The 18993-nt window shown below is 35.0% G+C and carries 17 protein-coding genes; 8 read left to right on the top strand and 9 right to left on the bottom strand.

The window, feature by feature from the left end; all coding sequences use genetic code 11:
• Nucleotides 1-5: 5 nt before the first annotated feature.
• Genes trpCF through GYW75_RS00140 form a run of 3 tightly spaced genes read right to left on the bottom strand, consistent with a single transcriptional unit; the run spans nucleotide 6 to nucleotide 4597 of the window.
• Nucleotides 6-1388: a bifunctional indole-3-glycerol-phosphate synthase TrpC/phosphoribosylanthranilate isomerase TrpF gene (gene trpCF / locus GYW75_RS00150; RefSeq protein WP_065590105.1), complete on the bottom strand. Its 1383-nt coding sequence runs from the start codon at nucleotides 1386-1388 to the stop codon at nucleotides 6-8.
• A 15-nt stretch (nucleotides 1389-1403) separates the two neighbouring features.
• Nucleotides 1404-3035 carry a bifunctional anthranilate synthase glutamate amidotransferase component TrpG/anthranilate phosphoribosyltransferase TrpD gene (trpD, locus tag GYW75_RS00145; RefSeq protein ID WP_085164143.1) on the bottom strand — a complete coding sequence of 544 codons (1632 nt, stop codon included), beginning with the start codon at nucleotides 3033-3035 and terminating at the stop codon, nucleotides 1404-1406.
• Complete coding sequence (locus GYW75_RS00140) at nucleotides 3035-4597, bottom strand: anthranilate synthase component 1 (protein ID WP_174798023.1); 1563 nt, start codon at nucleotides 4595-4597, stop codon at nucleotides 3035-3037. Before GYW75_RS00140 ends, trpD begins: the two co-directional genes overlap by 1 nt.
• A 359-nt stretch (nucleotides 4598-4956) precedes the next feature.
• Here GYW75_RS00140 and GYW75_RS00135 point away from each other — a divergent pair, with 359 nt between their 5' ends.
• The 3 genes from GYW75_RS00135 (at nucleotide 4957) to GYW75_RS00125 (ending at nucleotide 6773) form a co-directional block, all read left to right on the top strand.
• Nucleotides 4957-5865, top strand: a complete 909-nt coding sequence (locus GYW75_RS00135) for an SPFH domain-containing protein (RefSeq protein ID WP_174798022.1) — start codon at nucleotides 4957-4959, stop codon at nucleotides 5863-5865.
• A 106-nt stretch (nucleotides 5866-5971) separates the two neighbouring features.
• On the top strand, nucleotides 5972-6202 hold the full coding sequence (locus GYW75_RS00130; RefSeq protein ID WP_065610987.1) for a hypothetical protein: 231 nt from the start codon (nucleotides 5972-5974) through the stop codon (nucleotides 6200-6202).
• Nucleotides 6203-6308: 106 nt separating this feature from the next.
• The gene (locus GYW75_RS00125; protein ID WP_065560179.1) at nucleotides 6309-6773 is read left to right on the top strand and encodes an NfeD family protein; all 465 of its coding nucleotides are present in this window, start codon (nucleotides 6309-6311) and stop codon (nucleotides 6771-6773) included.
• Nucleotides 6774-6826: 53 nt separating this feature from the next.
• On the opposite strand, the gene yqfB is transcribed toward GYW75_RS00125, so the two are convergent.
• From yqfB to GYW75_RS00100, 5 genes are all read right to left on the bottom strand, one after another.
• Nucleotides 6827-7135 (bottom strand): N(4)-acetylcytidine aminohydrolase, encoded by a 309-nt coding sequence (gene yqfB, locus GYW75_RS00120; protein WP_034910676.1) that lies wholly within the window; start codon nucleotides 7133-7135, stop codon nucleotides 6827-6829.
• Between the two features lie 43 nt (nucleotides 7136-7178).
• Nucleotides 7179-9461: a beta-glucosidase BglX gene (gene bglX, locus GYW75_RS00115; protein WP_085164136.1), complete on the bottom strand. Its 2283-nt coding sequence runs from the start codon at nucleotides 9459-9461 to the stop codon at nucleotides 7179-7181.
• A 210-nt stretch (nucleotides 9462-9671) separates the two neighbouring features.
• Nucleotides 9672-10163, bottom strand: coding sequence for a YajQ family cyclic di-GMP-binding protein (locus GYW75_RS00110; RefSeq protein ID WP_174798021.1), 492 nt, complete (start codon nucleotides 10161-10163; stop codon nucleotides 9672-9674).
• A 104-nt stretch (nucleotides 10164-10267) separates the two neighbouring features.
• Nucleotides 10268-11092, bottom strand: a complete 825-nt coding sequence (gene dapD / locus GYW75_RS00105) for a 2,3,4,5-tetrahydropyridine-2,6-dicarboxylate N-succinyltransferase (RefSeq protein WP_085164133.1) — start codon at nucleotides 11090-11092, stop codon at nucleotides 10268-10270.
• A 739-nt stretch (nucleotides 11093-11831) separates the two neighbouring features.
• Nucleotides 11832-13418, bottom strand: coding sequence for a hypothetical protein (locus GYW75_RS00100; protein WP_174798020.1), 1587 nt, complete (start codon nucleotides 13416-13418; stop codon nucleotides 11832-11834).
• A gap of 935 nt (nucleotides 13419-14353) precedes the next feature.
• Here GYW75_RS00100 and GYW75_RS00095 point away from each other — a divergent pair.
• Genes GYW75_RS00095 through GYW75_RS00080 form a run of 4 tightly spaced genes read left to right on the top strand, consistent with a single transcriptional unit; the run spans nucleotide 14354 to nucleotide 16133 of the window.
• Complete coding sequence (locus GYW75_RS00095; RefSeq protein WP_085164125.1) at nucleotides 14354-14830, top strand: prepilin-type N-terminal cleavage/methylation domain-containing protein; 477 nt, start codon at nucleotides 14354-14356, stop codon at nucleotides 14828-14830.
• Nucleotides 14824-15387: a prepilin peptidase-dependent protein gene (locus GYW75_RS00090; protein ID WP_085164123.1), complete on the top strand. Its 564-nt coding sequence runs from the start codon at nucleotides 14824-14826 to the stop codon at nucleotides 15385-15387. Before GYW75_RS00095 ends, GYW75_RS00090 begins: the two co-directional genes overlap by 7 nt.
• Nucleotides 15371-15805 carry a DUF2509 family protein gene (locus GYW75_RS00085; protein WP_174798019.1) on the top strand — a complete coding sequence of 145 codons (435 nt, stop codon included), beginning with the start codon at nucleotides 15371-15373 and terminating at the stop codon, nucleotides 15803-15805. Before GYW75_RS00090 ends, GYW75_RS00085 begins: the two co-directional genes overlap by 17 nt.
• A complete protein-coding gene (locus GYW75_RS00080) occupies nucleotides 15798-16133 on the top strand; it encodes a prepilin-type N-terminal cleavage/methylation domain-containing protein (protein ID WP_051634165.1) in 336 nt (111 codons plus the stop codon). The genes GYW75_RS00085 and GYW75_RS00080 overlap by 8 nt, the downstream gene beginning before the upstream one ends.
• Nucleotides 16134-16155: 22 nt before the next feature.
• On the opposite strand, the gene GYW75_RS00075 is transcribed toward GYW75_RS00080, so the two are convergent.
• Entirely contained in the window at nucleotides 16156-16905 is a 750-nt protein-coding gene (locus GYW75_RS00075; protein ID WP_174798018.1) for an alpha/beta fold hydrolase, read from the bottom strand.
• Between the two features lie 136 nt (nucleotides 16906-17041).
• Between GYW75_RS00075 and GYW75_RS00070 the strand changes: the two genes are divergently transcribed.
• Nucleotides 17042-18979, top strand: coding sequence for an exoribonuclease II (locus tag GYW75_RS00070; protein ID WP_174798017.1), 1938 nt, complete (start codon nucleotides 17042-17044; stop codon nucleotides 18977-18979).
• The last annotated feature ends 14 nt before the right edge of the window (nucleotides 18980-18993 follow it).

The following is an 18993-nucleotide window of genomic DNA, read 5'->3' as shown; positions in this document are numbered from 1 at the left end:
AAAAATTAAATTTGTTCAAATACTGCTTGGATTTTCTGTTTATCTTTAACTCCTGGTGAAACTTCAACCCCTGAATTAAGATCAACACCAATCACATTCGTCGCTAAAGCTGATTTAATATTTTCTGGATTAATGCCTCCAGCTAAAATGACATTATTTAGATCTTGATTATCAAGTAGCGACCAATCAAAGCTTTTTCCTGTACCGCCTGCACCATGATCAAAGATATAACGAGACACTAATGGATTGGCATGTTCAGGTACAGCACCATCAATACTTAATGCTTGCCAAATTTGACAAGTTTTGGGTAATTCTTGGCGCAATGTTTTGATATAGTTTGCATCTTCATCTCCATGCAGTTGCACTGCATATAAAGATAACTGTTTTGCTATTTGGCATACGGTTTCAATATCTTCATTTCGAAATACACCAACCCAATTAAGTGGCGCTGCTGCAATAACTGTTCGAGCTTTAATTGGCTGTATATAACGTGCTGAATTTGTGACAAAAATCAAACCACCATAAACTGCACCAGCTTGATAAGCACTAACAGCATCTTCGGGACGTGTTAAACCGCATACTTTATTTTCGCCTAACATCACCTTACGAATTGCCAAAGTTAAGTTTGGTTCAGACATTAACGCACTGCCAATTAAGAATCCATCTGCAAAACGACTCAGTTCTTTAACCTGATTGTGAGTATAAATACCCGATTCACTAATAATAATGCGATCGTTAGGAATTGATTTGGATAAGGCCTTTACCCGATTTAGATCAACCGTCAAATCCCTTAAGTTACGATTATTAATACCGATTACTTTCGCACCCAGTTGGATGGCTCTTTCAACTTCGTTTTCAGTACTAGCTTCTGTCAATATCCCCATATTGAGCTTATGAGCAATGTTACTTAGATGACGATATTCATCATCCGTCAATACAGATAGCATTAATAGTACTGCGTCAGCTTGATAATAACGCGCTAAATAGATCTGATATTCATCAATAATAAAGTCCTTACAAAGCACGGGTTGTGTGATTTCATTACGAACTATGGGTAAAAATTCAAAGCTACCTTGAAAATATTTTTCATCAGTTAATACTGAAACTACTGAAGCATAATCTTTATAAACTTTAGCAATAGCGGCTGGATCAAAATCATCCCGAATCAATCCTTTTGATGGCGACGCTTTTTTACACTCTAAAATAAAAACCGTTTTAGGTTGATTTAACGCTTGATAAAAATTGCGATCACTAGGGAATATCGCTGATTTAAAGGTATTAATTGGCTTTACTGCTAACTGCTCAGTTAACCATGTTTGTTTATCTTCAATGATTTTTTTCAATACTGTTGCCATTTCAACATTTTTTACTAATGCTGCAATTGCCATGTTATTCTCCACTTATTATCTTGCTGCTAGTTGTTGTAATAATGCATAAGGTTTACCACTTTGCATCATTTCAATTGCCCGTTGTGCATTTTGTTTTAAATTTGACTCGCCAAATAAGCTCATTAACATCGCAACATTAGCGGCAATTGCTGATTGGTGTGCTGGTTTTCCGTGACCTTGTAAAATGGCAATTAACATATCACGATTCTGCTCAGGTGTACCCCCTTCAATATCTTTTAAGGTAAATGTTGGCAAGCCAAAATCGTCAGGTTTAAGCGTAAAATAACGAATTTCACCATCTTTAACTTCAGCAACGTCAGTTTTACCATGAATAGCAACTTCGTCCATTCCTGCACCATGCACCACATAAGCATGTTTATAATTAAGCATTTTTAATGTTTCAGCAATCGGTTGGATTAAATCTGGATGATACACGCCTAATAAAATACGTTTAGGACGAGATGGATTAATCAATGGCCCTAACACATTAAAAATGGTCCGAGTTTTTAATTGTTGGCGTATTGGTGCTGCATGGCGAAAACCTGAATGATATTGCTGGGCAAATAAAAAGCACACGCCAAGTTCATCTAATGCCTGACGAGATGTTTGTGCTGACATATTTAATTTAATGCCTAAGGCAGAAAGCACATCGGAAGAGCCTGATTTACTTGATACACCACGATTACCATGTTTAGCCACTTTATAACCTAATGCTGCAGCCACAAAAGCACTAGCTGTTGAGATGTTAATGCTATTGGTGCCATCACCCCCAGTACCAACAATATCAGTAAAATCATAATCTGGAGAATCAAAAAGATCGGCATTCTCAAGCAATGCTAAAGCTGCCCCTGCTATTTCATCCGGTTTTTCACCACGAACTTTCATACTAATTATTGCGGTAGCCAATACAGTTGGTTCAATCTTACCTTGAATAATTAAATTAAATAGTATTTTACTTTCCTCTTGTGTAAGGGTTTGCCCTAAATATAATTTATTAACAATAGGTTGAATATTATACTCTTGCTTATCAACAATAGCTTCCTGTTTTGGCTTCTCTTGTTTTTGTGGAGGATTTAGTGCCCATTTAATAGTTTGTTCTAATAATTCTACACCTTGAATGGTTAATATCGATTCTGGATGAAATTGAAAACCACAAACCCGATCCTCATCATTACGAACTGCCATTACAATATTATTGCAAAGCGCATTGATGGTTAGTGTTTTTGGAATATTTTCACCTTTTAAAGAGTGATAACGAGCCACCGGTAGCGGATTTGGTAATCCTTTAAACATCGCTTGCTCATCATGCTCAATTAAAGATGCCTTACCATGCAAAATATCGCCAGCTGGCACAATCGCTCCACCATAGGATTCCACAATAGCTTGATAACCAAGGCAGATACCAATAATAGGCAATTTACCTTTTAAACGTTTTAACAGTTCTGGCATGCATCCAGCGTCACTTGGCGCTCCTGGACCTGGTGATAACATTAAAATAGGGTTTTGCATTTGTGACAATTTTTCAATAATTACATTTGCAGGGATAGTATTTCGATAAATCGTCACACAATGCTTACTATTACGTAATTGATCGACCAAGTTATAAGTAAAAGAATCAATATTATCAATAAATAAGATATTAGCCATTAGAATACACCTTCTACATTATGCGCTGCCATGATAGCTCGAATAACTGCACGTGCTTTATTACGTGATTCATCAGATTCTGATTGTGGCTTTGAATCTAGCACCACACCACTGCCAGCTTGTACTGTCGCTATGCCATCTTCGACATAGGCACTTCGAATCACAATACAGGTATCAAGATCACCATTCGCGGTAAAATAGCCAACAGCACCACCATAGCTACCACGTTTAACTTTTTCTGATTCAGCAATTAATTGCATCGCACGAACTTTGGGTGCTCCTGTTAATGTTCCCATATTCATAGTGGCTTGATAAGCATGAAGCGCATCTAAATCACTGCGTAACTGACCAACCACACGCGAAACTAAATGCATCACAAAAGAGTAACGATCCACTTTTAACAAATCTTTAGTATAACGAGTACCGGGTTTACAGATACGCGCTAAATCGTTGCGAGCTAAATCAACTAACATTAAGTGTTCAGCCAGTTCTTTTTTATCGGTACGCATTTCGAGTTCTAATCGACTATCTAAATCATAATCAATATCGCCATTAGCAGTTAAACCTCGTGGACGAGTACCGGCAATTGGGTAAATTTCAACTTGATTAGTTGCTTTAGTATACTTAAGTGCACTTTCAGGTGAGGCGCCAAATAACACAAAATCACTATCTTGCATATAAAACATGTAAGGGCTTGGATTATTGTTTTTTAATACCTGATAAGCCGATAATGGCTCAGGGCAAGGTAATTTAAAACGCCGTGAAGGTACTGCTTGAAAAATTTCCCCCTGCTCAATTGCATCTTGCATTTTTTTGATAATTGTATTGAAATCATCATCACTTTTATTACATGTCACATCGATATTAGTAAGGGACTGAGTATGAATGGCTTTCATTGTGCTATTTAATATTGCTTGTAAATTAGTTAACCGTTGCGTTAAGCGCTCAGTTTCTTTTGAATCAGAAGTGAAAACCGTCGTTTTTAAAATGGATTTATGATCTTTATGATTTATTTCTAATATTGTTTCAGCTAAATAAAAACAGAAGTCTTGACAACGCTGCTCAGTTGGTAAATTAGGTAAGTTTTCAAATCCAGCGACAAGGTCGTAACAAAATAGCCCACCAACAAAAATCGCATCTTGACCACATTGTTCAGGGATATTCACAATAGTCAATAATGTGCGTAATGCATCAAAAACTGATAGCGACTTTAATCTTGAATCTTCATCTTGCATACTATCAATAGTGGGAAATACCAATTTAAGTGTTTGTTCATCCACTTGTACATTATCTAACTTGTCTGTAAAAGCCTGTTGTAATAAAGGTAATAGCTTTTCACCATTTGTGGTCAATGCCTTAAAACTCACTTCATTATTTATTGCCGAAATACGTAATGCACTATCGACAATCATGACACTTTTAATTCCTTGCTTATTATCAATTTCGGCTGATTCTAGTAACAACGTTGCCGGTTTACTATCGCACAATTGATAAAACACTTGAGTTGGATCTTGATAATAACCGATGGTTTGGGTTATTTGTGTTAATGTCGGCTTATTCATTGTTGACTCTCTACATTTAAATTTTTATTTAGCTGATTCGTTTAACATCCAAAAACTAAAAAACCCGCATAAAGCGGGTTGTGTAAAAAAGACAATACATCATTACATCACCCGCAAAAGGTAACGCACCACCAACCAAAGCGGGTGAATTGACGAGTAATAAGATGTAAATATTGTGCTTTCATAATTTTATCGATTAAAAATAAATTTTGTACTATTAAACTAGTTTACTAGCACACTGTCAAGAGATTATTTATTTTTAAAAACAAACTTCTCATTTATAACTAGGCAAAAAATTTAATAATCTATAAAATGGTTGACTCATTTTTATTATAAAAAATTATAAGGATTTTTGAACTATGCCAGTATTTTATATCGTCATTGGTGTTATTGTTTTGCTTGCGTTAATTACTGTCTTAAAGGCAATTACAATTGTTCCCCAAGGTTATCAATATACTATTGAACGTTTTGGTAAATATACCCATACACTTGAACCCGGTTTAAATATCATTATTCCGTTTATGGATGGTGTTGGTCGTAAAATTAATATGATGGAGCAAGTACTCGATATTCCATCACAAGAAGTCATTTCAAAAGATAATGCTAATGTGCAAATTGATGCTGTTTGCTTTATCCAAGTACAAGACGCAGCAAGGGCTGCATATCAAGTAAATCAATTAGAGCGTGCTGTCATTAATTTAATGATGACTAATATTCGTACTGTTTTAGGCAGCATGGAATTGGATGAAATGTTATCACAACGTGATCATATTAACTCTAAGTTACTAAGTATTGTCGATGAGGCAACAAGTCCATGGGGAATCAAAATTACCCGTATCGAAATTCGAGATGTTCGCCCACCAGCAGAATTGATTGCTGCGATGAATGCGCAAATGAAAGCAGAACGTAATAAACGTGCCGAAATTCTTGAAGCAGAAGGTGTTCGTCAAGCAGCGATTTTACGCTCTGAAGGTGAAAAACAATCTGAAATATTAAAAGCAGAAGGTGAAAAACAATCTGAAATATTAAAAGCAGAAGCGCGTGAACGTGCAGCCGAGGCAGAAGCAAGAGCAACTCAAATGGTATCCGATGCTATTGCTGCAGGTAATATTAATGCTATTAACTACTTTGTTGCCCAAAAATATACTGAAGCATTACAACAAATTGGTTCATCGGATAATAGTAAAGTGATTATGATGCCACTTGATGCGTCAAGTTTAATGGGTAGTATTGGTGGTATTGCTGAATTGATTAAAAACACGAAATAAAAAATCAATTTTTATACTTAAACATAGTGTTTCCTGAAACTTTTCAACAAAATCGTAAACTCTATATTTAGAAATTTCACTGAATGAATCTTAGAGGTGATTGATAATGAATGGTTTTTTGATGGTTTTCTATAATCCGCCTTATTGGGGATTTATTGTTCTAGGTGGTATTTTGCTAGTTATAAAATTACTCAATACTGGCAAATATGGTTTTTGGAGTGGGATCGCTACTTTTATTATTGTTTTAATTGCTTGGATTTTACCGTTTTCTTGGCCAATTTTGTGGATCATGGATAGCATTGGAGGCATTAACGAAATGATTAAAAATACTAAATAAAAATCAAATTTTATACTTAAACATAGTGTTTCCTGAAACTTTTTAACAAAATCTATAAACGCTATGTTTAAGATTTTTACTGAATGTATTATAAAGGTAATCAACAATGACTGATTTTTTTATGGTTTTCTATAGTTCGCCCCATTGGGTATTTATTGCTTTAGGCGGTATTTTGCTGATTATAGAATTACTTGGTACTGGTGGATACGGGCTTTGGAGTGGGATAGCTGCTATTATTGTTGGTTTAATTGCTTGGATTTTACCTCTTTCTTGGCCAATTTTATGGATTTTATTTGCAATTCTAACGCTTGTATCTGCTTATCTTTGGTGGCTTTGGCTCAAAAAGCAAGGTAAAGATAAATCAAGTAAAGGCGAAATCAATCAGCCACAACAAGATTTAATTGGTATTAAAACAGTTGTCACAGATGCTATTGTTAATGGCTCAGGTCGGGTAAAAATCAAAGATGGAACATGGTCGGCAAGATGCGTTGAAGATCTTAATGTTGGGCAGCGTGTTGAAATTATTGCTGTGGATGGTTTAATTTTAGATGTGCTACCTATAAATCAATAGTTTTTTGCTAGTTATAAAAATAAATAGGGCGCATTAACAATGCGTCTTTTTTATTATAAGAGCGAAAAATGAATTACAAAAAAATGATTTTCATTGGGGTATATGTCAGAAATTACTTTTTTCAAATCACTCAAAGTCATATTCTCTTGTTGGGCATGGTTTTCGGTAAGTTGATCAAATGTAATTTGTGTAATGTTAACTATTTTAATTGTACAAAAATACTCATCAGTTTCAAAAGTTCCAACACGAAGCTTATCACCAACTTTAAAATGTGATTCACTCTTATCTCGAATGGTAATGACTTTTAAACCAGCTAAAATATCAGACTTAAAACGTTGATAAAAAGTAATATCATTTTGCACAGCATTATCCTATGTGAAAATTACCCAAATTACTTAACAAGTATTAATCAAGCAAAGTAAATGTTTGCTTGTCCTGAGTTGTCGAATCACTACCGATATACACATTAAATTTTCCTGGTTCGGCAACATATTGCATTTTATTGTTCCAGAATTTCAGCATATCATATTTAATCACAAATTTTACTTGACCCTTAGTGTGCGGTTTTAAAGTAATATTATCAAAACCAATTAACTCTTTCACTGGGCGGCTAACCGACGCTGTCACATCTTGCAAATAAAGCTGGACGGTCTGCATACCTTCTCTATTTCCTGTATTTTCAACATTAACGGTGACAATAATTTCACCATCTCGATTCATTTTAGTACTTGATAACGAAAAGTCCATCGCAAAATTGGTATAACTCAAACCAAATCCGAAGGGGAATAACGGCTCATTAGGACTATCAAAATACGAGGTTGTATATTTGCCCATATTTTCCGTACCACGAGGACGGCCTGTATTCAAATGGCTATAATAGACTGGGATCTGCCCAACATTATAAGGAAAAGACATGGGCAATTTGCCCGAAGGGTTATAGTCACCAAATAGCACATCGGCAATAGCATTACCACCTTCGGTTCCTAAAAACCAAGTTTCAAGCATAGCATCTGCTTGAGCATACTCTTCAGATAATGTTAAAGGACGACCATTCATTAAGACAATGACCAAAGGTTTACCTGTTTTTTTCATTGCTTTAATTAATTGTTTTTGAGTTGCTTGCAAAGATAGATCTGTTCGACTTGATGACTCATGAGCCATACCTTCTGCCTCACCAACAAAGGCAATAACAATATCAGCTTTTTTAGCTATTTTCACCGCTTCTGCAATCATTTTATCGGCTGGTCGATTATCAAATTTAGTTGTTTCTCCGTATAAATTTAAAAACCGATATAAATTTTCATCATCAGAAAGATTGGCACCAAAAGCATAGCTAATTGATTCAGGATTTTTAACTGCATTTTTAATACCTTCTAATGGAGTTACCGCTAAATTAGCACGCCCAGCTCCCGACCAACTCCCCAAAATATCACGTTTTGAATCAGCTAATGGACCAATCACCGCAATTTTCTTATTTTTAGCTAGCGGTAATATCTCATTCTCATTTTTTAATAACACAATACTGCGGCGTGCCACATCACGAGCTTCTTCACGATGTAATCGATTATCAGCAAACATTGTATCGATATCTAATTTTGGATCTAAATTACGATTAGGATCACTAAATAACCCCATATCATATTTAAGTTCAAGTACATGACGACAAGCTTGATTTATTTCATCTTCTGTAATGGCACCTTCTTCGACTAATTCAGGTAAAAATTGTAAGAAATATTCATCATTCATACTTATATCAATGCCAGCTTTAATCGCAACACGTACAGCATCTTTCGGATCACTAGCTACGCCATGATTAATAAGTTCACGAATAGCCCCATGATCACTGACAACAACACCATCAAAATGCCACTGATTCCGTAGCACTTCGGTTAACAACCAATGATTCCCCGTTGCTGGAATACCATTAACGCTCACTAACGAAACCATAACTGCCCTGCTACCTGCATCAATTGCTGCTTTATAAGGCACAAGATATTCTTGGAACATTTTGCGTTCGCTCATATCCGTACTGTTATACTCACGCCCTGCTTCAACTGCGCCATAAAGTGCAAAATGTTTTACTGATGTCACCAATGATTTTTTATCGGCAAGCGATTGCTTTTGCATCTTTTCAACAAAAATCCGCCCAGCTTCTGAGGTTAAATAAGGATCTTCTCCAAACCCTTCAGACACACGCCCCCATCTAGGATCACGTGTAATATCAACCATTGGCGCCCAAGTTATATTTAATCCATCCGAGGTAGCTTCGTCAGCTGATACTTCAGCAGCTTTTGCAATTGCACTACGATCCCAAGTGGATGCAATACCTAAATTAATTGGGAAGATAGTTCTATGTCCATGAATTATATCAAAACCAAAAAATAGAGGAATTTTATTGCGAGATTTTAGAGCACGCTCCTGCATTTGAGAAAGGTCAGGTTCGACAACAGTATTAAAAATGCCACCAATTTCACCTGCTTCAATTTTATCAAGTACTTTATCTAACGTTAGATCACCACCAACACTAATTAGGCGCAATTGTCCCGCTTTTTCTTGAAGCGTCATTTTTGATAATAGATTATCAATAAAAACTTTCCTTATTTCCTTTACTTCGCTATTAGGTTCTTGTGCAAACAAATGCCCAGAAAAGATAAGAAAAAATAAATATATAGCTACTTTTTTCATCATAATAAATATTGTTATAATTAAGAGGATAGACAAGCAGACAACATAACGTATTTACAAAAAATCTCGTTTTTTATCTACTTACATTCAGGTTTAAAACATCATAATAGTTATTGCATCCCCTTATTCAAACACTGTCTTTTCTGAAATTTTTTACAAAGTTTAAGGGATAATATTGCCGACAATTGTTGGCAATATCAACTCAATAACACATTAATCTCTAAAATTGGTAAATTGAAACGGTTGACCAAATTCGCTATTTTTAATTAATGCCATAGTAGCTTGTAAATCATCACGTGATTTACCTGTAACACGGACTTGTTCACCTTGTACTTGAGCTTGTACTTTAATTTTTCTGTCTTTGATCGCTTTTACAATCTTTTTAGATAGCTCTTTATCAATACCCTGCTTAAGCTTAACCGTAATGCTATAAAGTTTACCGCTGTGCTCCATTTCTTCAGGAATTTCAAGTGCACCACCGTCAATACCACGTTTAGCTAGCTTATCACGCAGAATATCGAGCAGTTGCTGTACTTGGAAATCAGATTGGCTTGTTGCTTTAATCGTTTCATTTTTTTCATTTAATTCAAACGATGCTTCAACATTTTTAAAGTCCCAACGAGTAGCTAACTCACGAGTGGCATTTTCAACACCATTTTTAACTTCTGGCATTTGAATTTCTGAAACGATATCAAAAGAAGGCATAAATTCTCCTCTTCTAATGGTTATAAAACTAAAATTATCTAGTTAATAAATAGAATAATCGTCGCCTAACAATAATTTAGACGACTTTAAAATATAAGCGTGAATTAATCGATAGTACGAAGCAATTCATTGATACCTACTTTACCTAAAGTTTTAGCATCAACTTTTTTCACAATAACTGCACAATAAAGACTATATTTGCCATCTTTTGTCGGTAAGTTGCCAGAAACAACTACTGAACCAGCTGGTACACGTCCATAGTGAATTTCACCAGTTGCACGGTCATATATTTTAGTACTTTGACCAATAAATACACCCATTGAAATTACGCTACCTTCTTCAACAATAACGCCTTCAACAATTTCGCTACGTGCACCAATAAAACAGTTATCTTCAATAATGGTTGGGTTAGCTTGTAACGGTTCTAAAACACCACCAATACCAACACCACCCGATAAATGAACATTTTTACCAATTTGCGCACAAGAACCAACTGTCACCCATGTATCAACCATCGTACCTTCATCGACATAAGCACCAATATTGACATAAGATGGCATTAATACAGTATTTCGAGCAACATAGGCACCTTTACGAGCAATAGCAGATGGAACAACACGGAAACCTTCTTGTTGGAATCTTGCTTGATCATATTCAGCAAATTTTAATGGCACTTTGTCATAATAGTTAGTCGGACCGCCATCAATCAGTTGGTTTTCGTTAATACGGAAAGAGAGCAAAACCGCTTTTTTTAACCATTGATGAGTTACCCAATCACCATTGATTTTTTCTGCGACACGCATTTTACCACTGTCTAATAAAGCAATGCATTGGTTAATCGCATCACGTGTAACTGTATCAACATTTGACGGTGTAATCTCAGTACGACGTTCAAATGCTGCTTCAATAATAGTTTGTAATTGTTGCATCTCAAGTTTCCTTTAATTTATAGTCCGTTAGCAAATAATAATTAGATGGACAGTATAATATAATCTTTCTTGCTTTTTAAGTGGTTTAATCAAAACACCACAATCAATATCCAAGCAATCAAAAACAATCGAAATCTTAGTAAAGTCATAGGAAATCACAAAAAAACAGAAAAATAAAAGCTTTAATAAAAATCAATACCTTTTCTGATCACTTTTGGGATGTAATTGCACTGCTTTTTAACACAAAACAACTCACAAAAACCACCTAAGGCTATGTTATTTGTCTTATTCTGGCGTCAGACAAATTTGTCTGGAACAAATTTGAACATCTGAGCACAGAGAAGATGGCCTCGAAAAGGCGAGTATCAGGATGATACGAATAGTGCCGTAGGCCACATTCTGTAACCAACGCGTGGGATTGCAAAGGGAATTCGCTTTAATTCCCTTTGCTCGGACGTGGTCACTGTGGCTATTTTGTTCACCTAAGGTCAAAACGTCCGAAACCTTGCCGAACTAAAATAGACCACGAATTTAAACCGCCACAGCGTAATCATTAGAATTGCCAACCACGCTTTCAGCGTCAGCGGCGGGGGGCGGCGCGATTGTGGCTTCGCCGCAACAGCGCAACCCTAAGGGAAAACGCCCCAACTGACGCGGAGGCGTTATTTTTTGTTAGATTGTCCTCTCAGGCACCATAACCGCCCCCGCGGCCTAAGGATTAAGAAATAAACGCTAAAAACTAAGGTGTGGTGCAAGCAGCAGAGAAGCTGTAACTGTTACCGTTGCCGTCAACGCCGCCACTAGTAGAGAGAACATGGAAATTACGGATACTTGTGGCATCACTCGTCCAGTAGTTGTTGCTGATGAAACCCGTATCAGCATAGCTGTTCATATTACCCCACTCCGTGAAAAAACCTGCTCCTACATGACGTCTATAATAAAAAGTACCTGACGACGGCATCGCACCATCTATGTTATTTATACATGGGAACCTACTACTATTTACATCACACTTCGCATTGGTTAAATCACTTACCCGTGACAAACGATAACCCAAACTATTACACCATGTGGTTTGATTAGAAACGCTAGTTCTTTGAGCCCCCCGATTGACGAACCACTGCTTTAAGACAAAGCCATATCTCACCCCATTACCACTTCTATCACTTCCCACCAACTCAAATGTCTGTGGCAAAGATGGCACGGTAATTTGACTAGGATTAGAATTGCTCCACAAGCTTCTTGCCTCTGGACCATTCAACGTTACCCGTGTTACATTCTTGGATTTATCTCTAATCCAATTATCATATTGTACAGTACTTCCCCATGGGTCTATAAATGAACCTGAACGCGGCCTAACCCAACTCACCGTTGCCGTTATATCACCACGTGTGGTAACTGTCCAACTAAACTGACTTGCATCTATTCCACCTATATCCAAATCAAAATACAATCCATCTGCACCTGTTGTTGGAAAATTTAAACCGTAAGATGATGGATTAGTAGACTGAACTAAAAAGCCCTTAGCTGGATTCCATATGTTAGCAGGACCTGAGAAGCTGTCTGTGCCATAAGTTAGATTCGGCCTGACTGCACAAATAACGGGCTGTGATGGCGTGATATAATACTCCGCTGTTCCTCCACTAAAAGTACTACTATCTGGCAAACCATATTGTGTAGTTAAACTACCTCCTGTACTACTTAAGGTTACCTTATAAGGCGCTTTACATATATCTAATGCATCACTACGATTAATGGTATTGCCATCTTTATCCGTTATTGCTAACGATATACTTCCTAATGCAGTAACTCCACCTGCTCCCTGTCCATCTCCATCATCGTCTCTCCATTTACCTTGTGCCACTAAGTCATTTATATTTATTGAGTTGCTTGATGGCGGGACTATCATTTCAACATCAGCCAAAGTATCCCCTACATTCGGTAACTTGATTGGCGCTGTCGGTGATGAAGAATTATTTTGCGATGTGAATGTTCGACCATCTGATAACTTAATACCTAATAAGTCCTCTGTTTTAGTCACTTTAGTAACACCGCCATCAAAGGTTAAATAAGGTGCAGTACCCTGAATGTAATTAAAAGTAGTAGCCGATAATGCCTGCGATTCTAAGGAGTACGGCAATAACAACAACGGCACTAATGCCAATGGGATTTTTGAAAATAATTTTGTGAATAATTTCGATAACAATTCGAGAGATAATTTCGATGATATAAATGAGTTTCGTGCAAAAACTCTTCGAATAGGATTATTTAATAAATTTAAGGCATAGGTTTGCCAGTGCTGGTGGCTAAAATGATAATGCATCATGGTTCACCTGTCAAGTAATTATTTGTTTTATTATTTGTTTTATTTATATTTTTATAATTATTTGCTTATTTAATAAGCTTGTTTTCCTATAGCGATAAAAGTATAACCATTTTAAAAATTGTTGGCTAGTTTTTTGGCGGACTTTTTTGTAAAGAAATGTAAAAATAAAAACGATTTGTCTTTATAGAATAGATGGGTTAATTTTCTAATTAAAATAAGGTGTTAGTTTTGTAAGTTTTTGTATTTTGCGGAATGATTAATATTGCTGATAACATCTAAAACACAAACACGCCCAACAACCTAGTTTAGCGTACTAGCTTTACTTCGTTATCGGCACATTTTGACGCTCTAATAAGGCAAGCATATTAGCCTTGTAGTGCTATAAGTGTGTTTCTTGCTTTAAAAGCGTTCAAATGGACTATTGATTTTATTTAAGTTTTTTGTTAATTTCCTTGATTGCACCATGAAGTGTAATTCGTCTTAACGCTTAGAATAAAAAGCGACAGGGCTTTTAAACTTATGCCGTTTTCTTGTGTGTAAGTTCAATAGATATTGTGTATAGTTATAAATACAAAAATCTAGTATCTTTCCTTCCTAGAAAGGTGATTATAATACATAACAATCTCCAAACTGTGATGGTGCGAAGGTGCTAGTATAAATCACCTTTCTACTTTCTTCACTCCACCGTGTTTAAAATTGCACTTCATGTTTGAATCCAGGAAAAACAAAATAAAAAACTTAGTAAAATCAATATACTTGCCAACCGCTTTTTGACGTAATTTTTAAATAAACTTTTCATCAAAACAAAAAGCAAAGTATTAACGAAAAAAGCACAATTTATTTGAGCAATGTATCACAAATCTAGAATGTCAAATAACCAATTGTTTAATTAAAATGTACTCTGCAACTATCGTGATAGTTACCAAGACAATATTATGCAAAATTGGGGATTTTCATTACTAGAATTGTTAATAACTATTTGTATTAGTGCTATTTTAGTCACAATAGGCGTTGAGCATTGGAAAGAGCAACAGCTGCGTAATGAATTAGCTTATACAACCAAACAGTTAGCTTATTTTTTGTATGAAGTTCAAATAAAAGCGTCGATTAAAAATGAGAATTACATTATTCACCAATTTACTTCACCTTGGTGCATTGCAATCACTAACGATGAAAAACCTACATCATGCAGTGAAGGAGTACTTTATTTTATCAAACCTGATAATTCTGTTGAAATTAGTGAATTATTAAACAATAAAAATGCTTTGATCTTAGGTCGTCGCAACTTAGCACAAACAATGTCTTTCCAATTAAAAAATAAGATAGGTACTAGCAGGATTTTTATTTCTTTATTTGGACGCATTCGATTCTGTGCAGAAAATAGCTATATAACAGGGTTACCTCGATGTTAAAAGCATCTGGATATTCCTTATTTGAAATGCTTATTAGCTTAATATTATCAAGTCTAATTTTTATGGGTATAACCTCGTTTTACATTCAATTACAAACAAGTATTATGCAATATTATCAAAAAATACGTTTACAACAGGCAATTGAACTTGGATTAGCTGGTATGAAAAAAGACATAAGACGAGCTGGTTTTATTGCTAATGACCCCAAAAAAATAACAGCTAAAGCTATTAAAATCGATAAACAAGGAAAATGTATTGTTCTTCGATACGATAGCGAAATTCGCAATTCTTGGGTTTGGGACAAATTTACCCCTATAAAGTCAGATGTTTTTACCTATCGCTATAAAGAAAACAATATAGCCTATAAAACAGGAGCAATAGATTGTTTTGGAACTAAATGGGAAAACTTATTTGATTCAAACGAAATCAAAGTAACCGATTTTACAATAAAACAGCTACCCGATGCCATTAGTCTATCTGTTACTGCTGAATTAAGAAAAAACAAGCAGATTAATTATCACATAACTGAAATAATCAAAAATGAAAACCTATTTTAAACAAATTTATACTTCGTCTGGGTTTAGCACTATTTTAATGGTAGTTATTTTGATGGTTGTGGGATTGGTGCTATTAATTGGTTTTAATGTCCTTATTGCCTCGTGGCAAAAAACTATCTTAATGGAAAGTCAATACTATCAACAATTTAATCAAGCTAGTTCATCTTTAACTTGGGCAATAACCCAAAATTGGCAAACTCCTAAAACAAATTGGTATTGTATGACTGAACCCACTTATCAATTAAAAGCATGTATAAAAAAGTCTTTATTAAAAATTGATAAGTATGTGTTAGTAAGAGGCGAAGCTAAAGATTTTTATTTATATACACTCGCACATTTTGATAACAATCGATTGATTGTTGAAAAAGGTCATTGGCTCGATTATTGCCCAGAAAAAAGAGCTATTTATTGTGAATAACAAAAAGAAAAAAATAGCTGGCTTTAGTTTAATTGAAGTTATGATAGCAACGCTATTATTTTCAATTATTATGTTAGGATTTGTTAATTACCAACAAGCATTGTTTTATAAACATCATTACTTTACAAACTACTTACGTGCCAACAAAATTGCTTTTCAGCTACTTGATAGCTACCCTTATACCACAAACCAAATTATTCCTTCTGGTTGGCACTATAAGCTCACCAGTAAAACTTATAATGCTCAGTGTAAAATGGTTGTTATAACGGTTAATGCACCTAACAAACAAGTTGCCAAGCAGCAACGATTATTTTGTAATTCACTCTAAATGTTTGCAAGTTAAATACCATTCATCCCTCTATCCAGTTATGTAGAAGTTGCAAAACTTGTGACGTTTTTTCAGCGTGAACATTATGCCCTGCACCTTCAACTACTTCAATTTTTGCATTAGGAAATTGTTCGAAAATCGCTGGATAAGCTTCATTTGTAATATAAGTAGAGTTACCTCCCCGAATAAATAACGTGGGTTTTAAGCAAGGAGAGATATTTTGCCAATCGCATATATGAGCATATTGTGAATTAATTGCTTCAATATTAAACAACCATTTATCATTCTTAAACGATTTTAGTAAAAAAAGAATGGTTGGCATGTTAATACCTACTTGTTCCATTAAATTGATGATCTGCTTTTTATCGGTAATTTTGTTACTAAGGCAATACATTAACACTCTTAAAATAGTGGCATTGGCCGAACGGTGATATTTTATAGGCGCAATATCGATAGCAACAATTTTTTGGATAGAATCTGAAAGCATTTGCGATAATTGCAAAGCAATCTTCCCCCCCATTGAGTGACCAACTAATATTATATCTTTTAATTGTAAATCATAACAAAGTTCAGCTACATCTTCAGCCATAGTTTGATAAGTTATCTTATTAGACCAAGGGGAATGCCCATGATTCCGCAGATCAACTTGCACGGTTTGATTATGTTGCACAAAATCCTTCGCTAGCATATTTAAATTATCTAAACTCCCAAATACCCCATGTAAAAACACTATCGGCTGTCCATCACCCTGTAATTTATAGTTTAATTTCATACTTTAATTCGACCAATTATTTTAAGTGGCATTATTATACTTCTATTTTCAATACCATCACCGATTAATTCAATAACCACAATTTGCATAAATATGATAGAATTTAATACCAACTTTTTAACTAGTGTTAGGCCATATGTTTCAAAATAACCCTCTACTTGCACAATTAAAACAAGAACTCCATGAGCAAACACCACGCGTTGAAGGCACTATTAGAGCTCATGAAAAAGGATTTGGTTTTTTAGATGTTGATAATAAAAAAAGTTATTTCATCCCTATTGCTAAAATGAAAAGAGTTTGCAATGGTGATAAGGTATTAGGGACAGTAATAAGTAATAACGATAAAGAGTCTTTTGAACCTGAATCATTAATTGAAAGTGCATTGCAAAAATTTATTGGCAAAATAGGCTTTCAAGATCGTGCAATGGTTATTTATCCTGAAAATATGTCAACTAATCTAGCCATTCGTTGCAAAATAAACAAGCAAGTTAGCGAAAAACTAAAAGAAGGCGATTGGGTTGTGGCAACGCTTGTTTCTCACCCTTTGCAAGAAGAACGGAATCAATTTCTTGCCGAAATTGTTCGTTTTGTTGCTGAAAGCAATTCACCTTATCAACTTTGGCTAAAAACGTTAGCGCGCTACGATTTAGAAACTCACGCCCCACAGTTCGATTCATTATCAATTAACGGTACTGAACTTGATAACCGTCAAGATTTAACCGATGTTAACTTTTTCACCATCGATAACGAAGATACAGAAGATATGGATGATGCTATTGCGATATCAAAAGGTGAACAAGGAGATTATCAATTGACGGTTGCCATTGCCGATCCTACCGCTTATGTATTACAAGATAGCGAACTTGATCGTATTGCCAAAATCAGAAATTTTACCACTTATTTACCTGATTTTAATATCCCTATGCTACCCAAAGAGCTTGCCAATGATTTATGTTCATTAAAAGCAAATCAAAAACGTCCAGCAATGATATGTAAAATGGGTATTGACGAAACGGGCAATATTAATAGCGATGAGATCACTTTTATACCAGCTTGGATTGAATCAAAAGCTAAATTAACTTATAACAATGTTTCTAATTTTTTAGAAAATAATGAAGATTTAGAAACTAACAATCCAATTATTAAACAGCAACTTAAACATTTAGCTGACTTAGCAAAAATTCGTATGACATGGCGGCAAAATCATGCATTAGTTTTTAAAGATAATGGAGATTATCGTTTTGAACTTGATGAAAATCGCCAAGTTAAATCAATAATTAAAGAGTCTCGTCGGATTGCAAATCAAATAGTAGAAGAAGTCATGGTTTTAGCAAACCAAGCTTTAACATTGCAATTAAAAAATAAAATTGGTTTTGGAATTTTTAATATTCATTCAGGTTTTGATAATAAATATATTGAACAAGTAGTGACTTTTTTAAATGACAACGGAATCACTGAATTTGATAAAGAATCATTATTATCTTTCGATGGTTACGTAAAGTTGCGTCGTATAATCGACAACACTCCATTTTTGTCCACAAAACTTCGTAAGTTCCAAAGCCCTGCTGATTTTTCAACTGAACCTAAACCACATTTTGGTTTGGGATTTGATGCCTATGCAACATGGACTTCACCAATACGTAAATATGGTGATATGGTCAACCATCGATTAATCAAAGCATTTATCCGATCACAAGAATTAGTCGCACCCGATAAAGATCAATTAAAAAACATGAATGAAAGACGCAAAACATTACGCTATGCAGAACGTGATATGGCTGAAAACCTTTATGCTCAATACTTATCAAATAAAGTAGGTGAAAGTTTTTCTGCTGAAATTATCGATATCAATCGTGGTGGTGCTCGAGTTCGTTTATGTGATATAGGCGCTTTTGCATTTATGCCACTTTCAATGATTCACTCAGTCAAGGAAGAAATTATCTCGTTACCTGAGGAAGGAATCATCAAAATTAAAGATGAGGTTTGCTACAAACTTGCTGATACTATATCTGTTGTTATTCTCCAGGTTAAAAGCGAAAATCAATCAATCATTACAAAATTAACCAACAATTAAAAAATAAAAGAAAG

It is taken from the genome of Gilliamella sp. ESL0232 (assembly GCF_013346885.1).
Classification (GTDB): domain Bacteria; phylum Pseudomonadota; class Gammaproteobacteria; order Enterobacterales; family Orbaceae; genus Gilliamella; species Gilliamella bombi.
The sequence above is the reverse complement of the archived record's forward strand: the minus strand, read 5'-3'. Positions and strand labels throughout refer to the sequence as shown.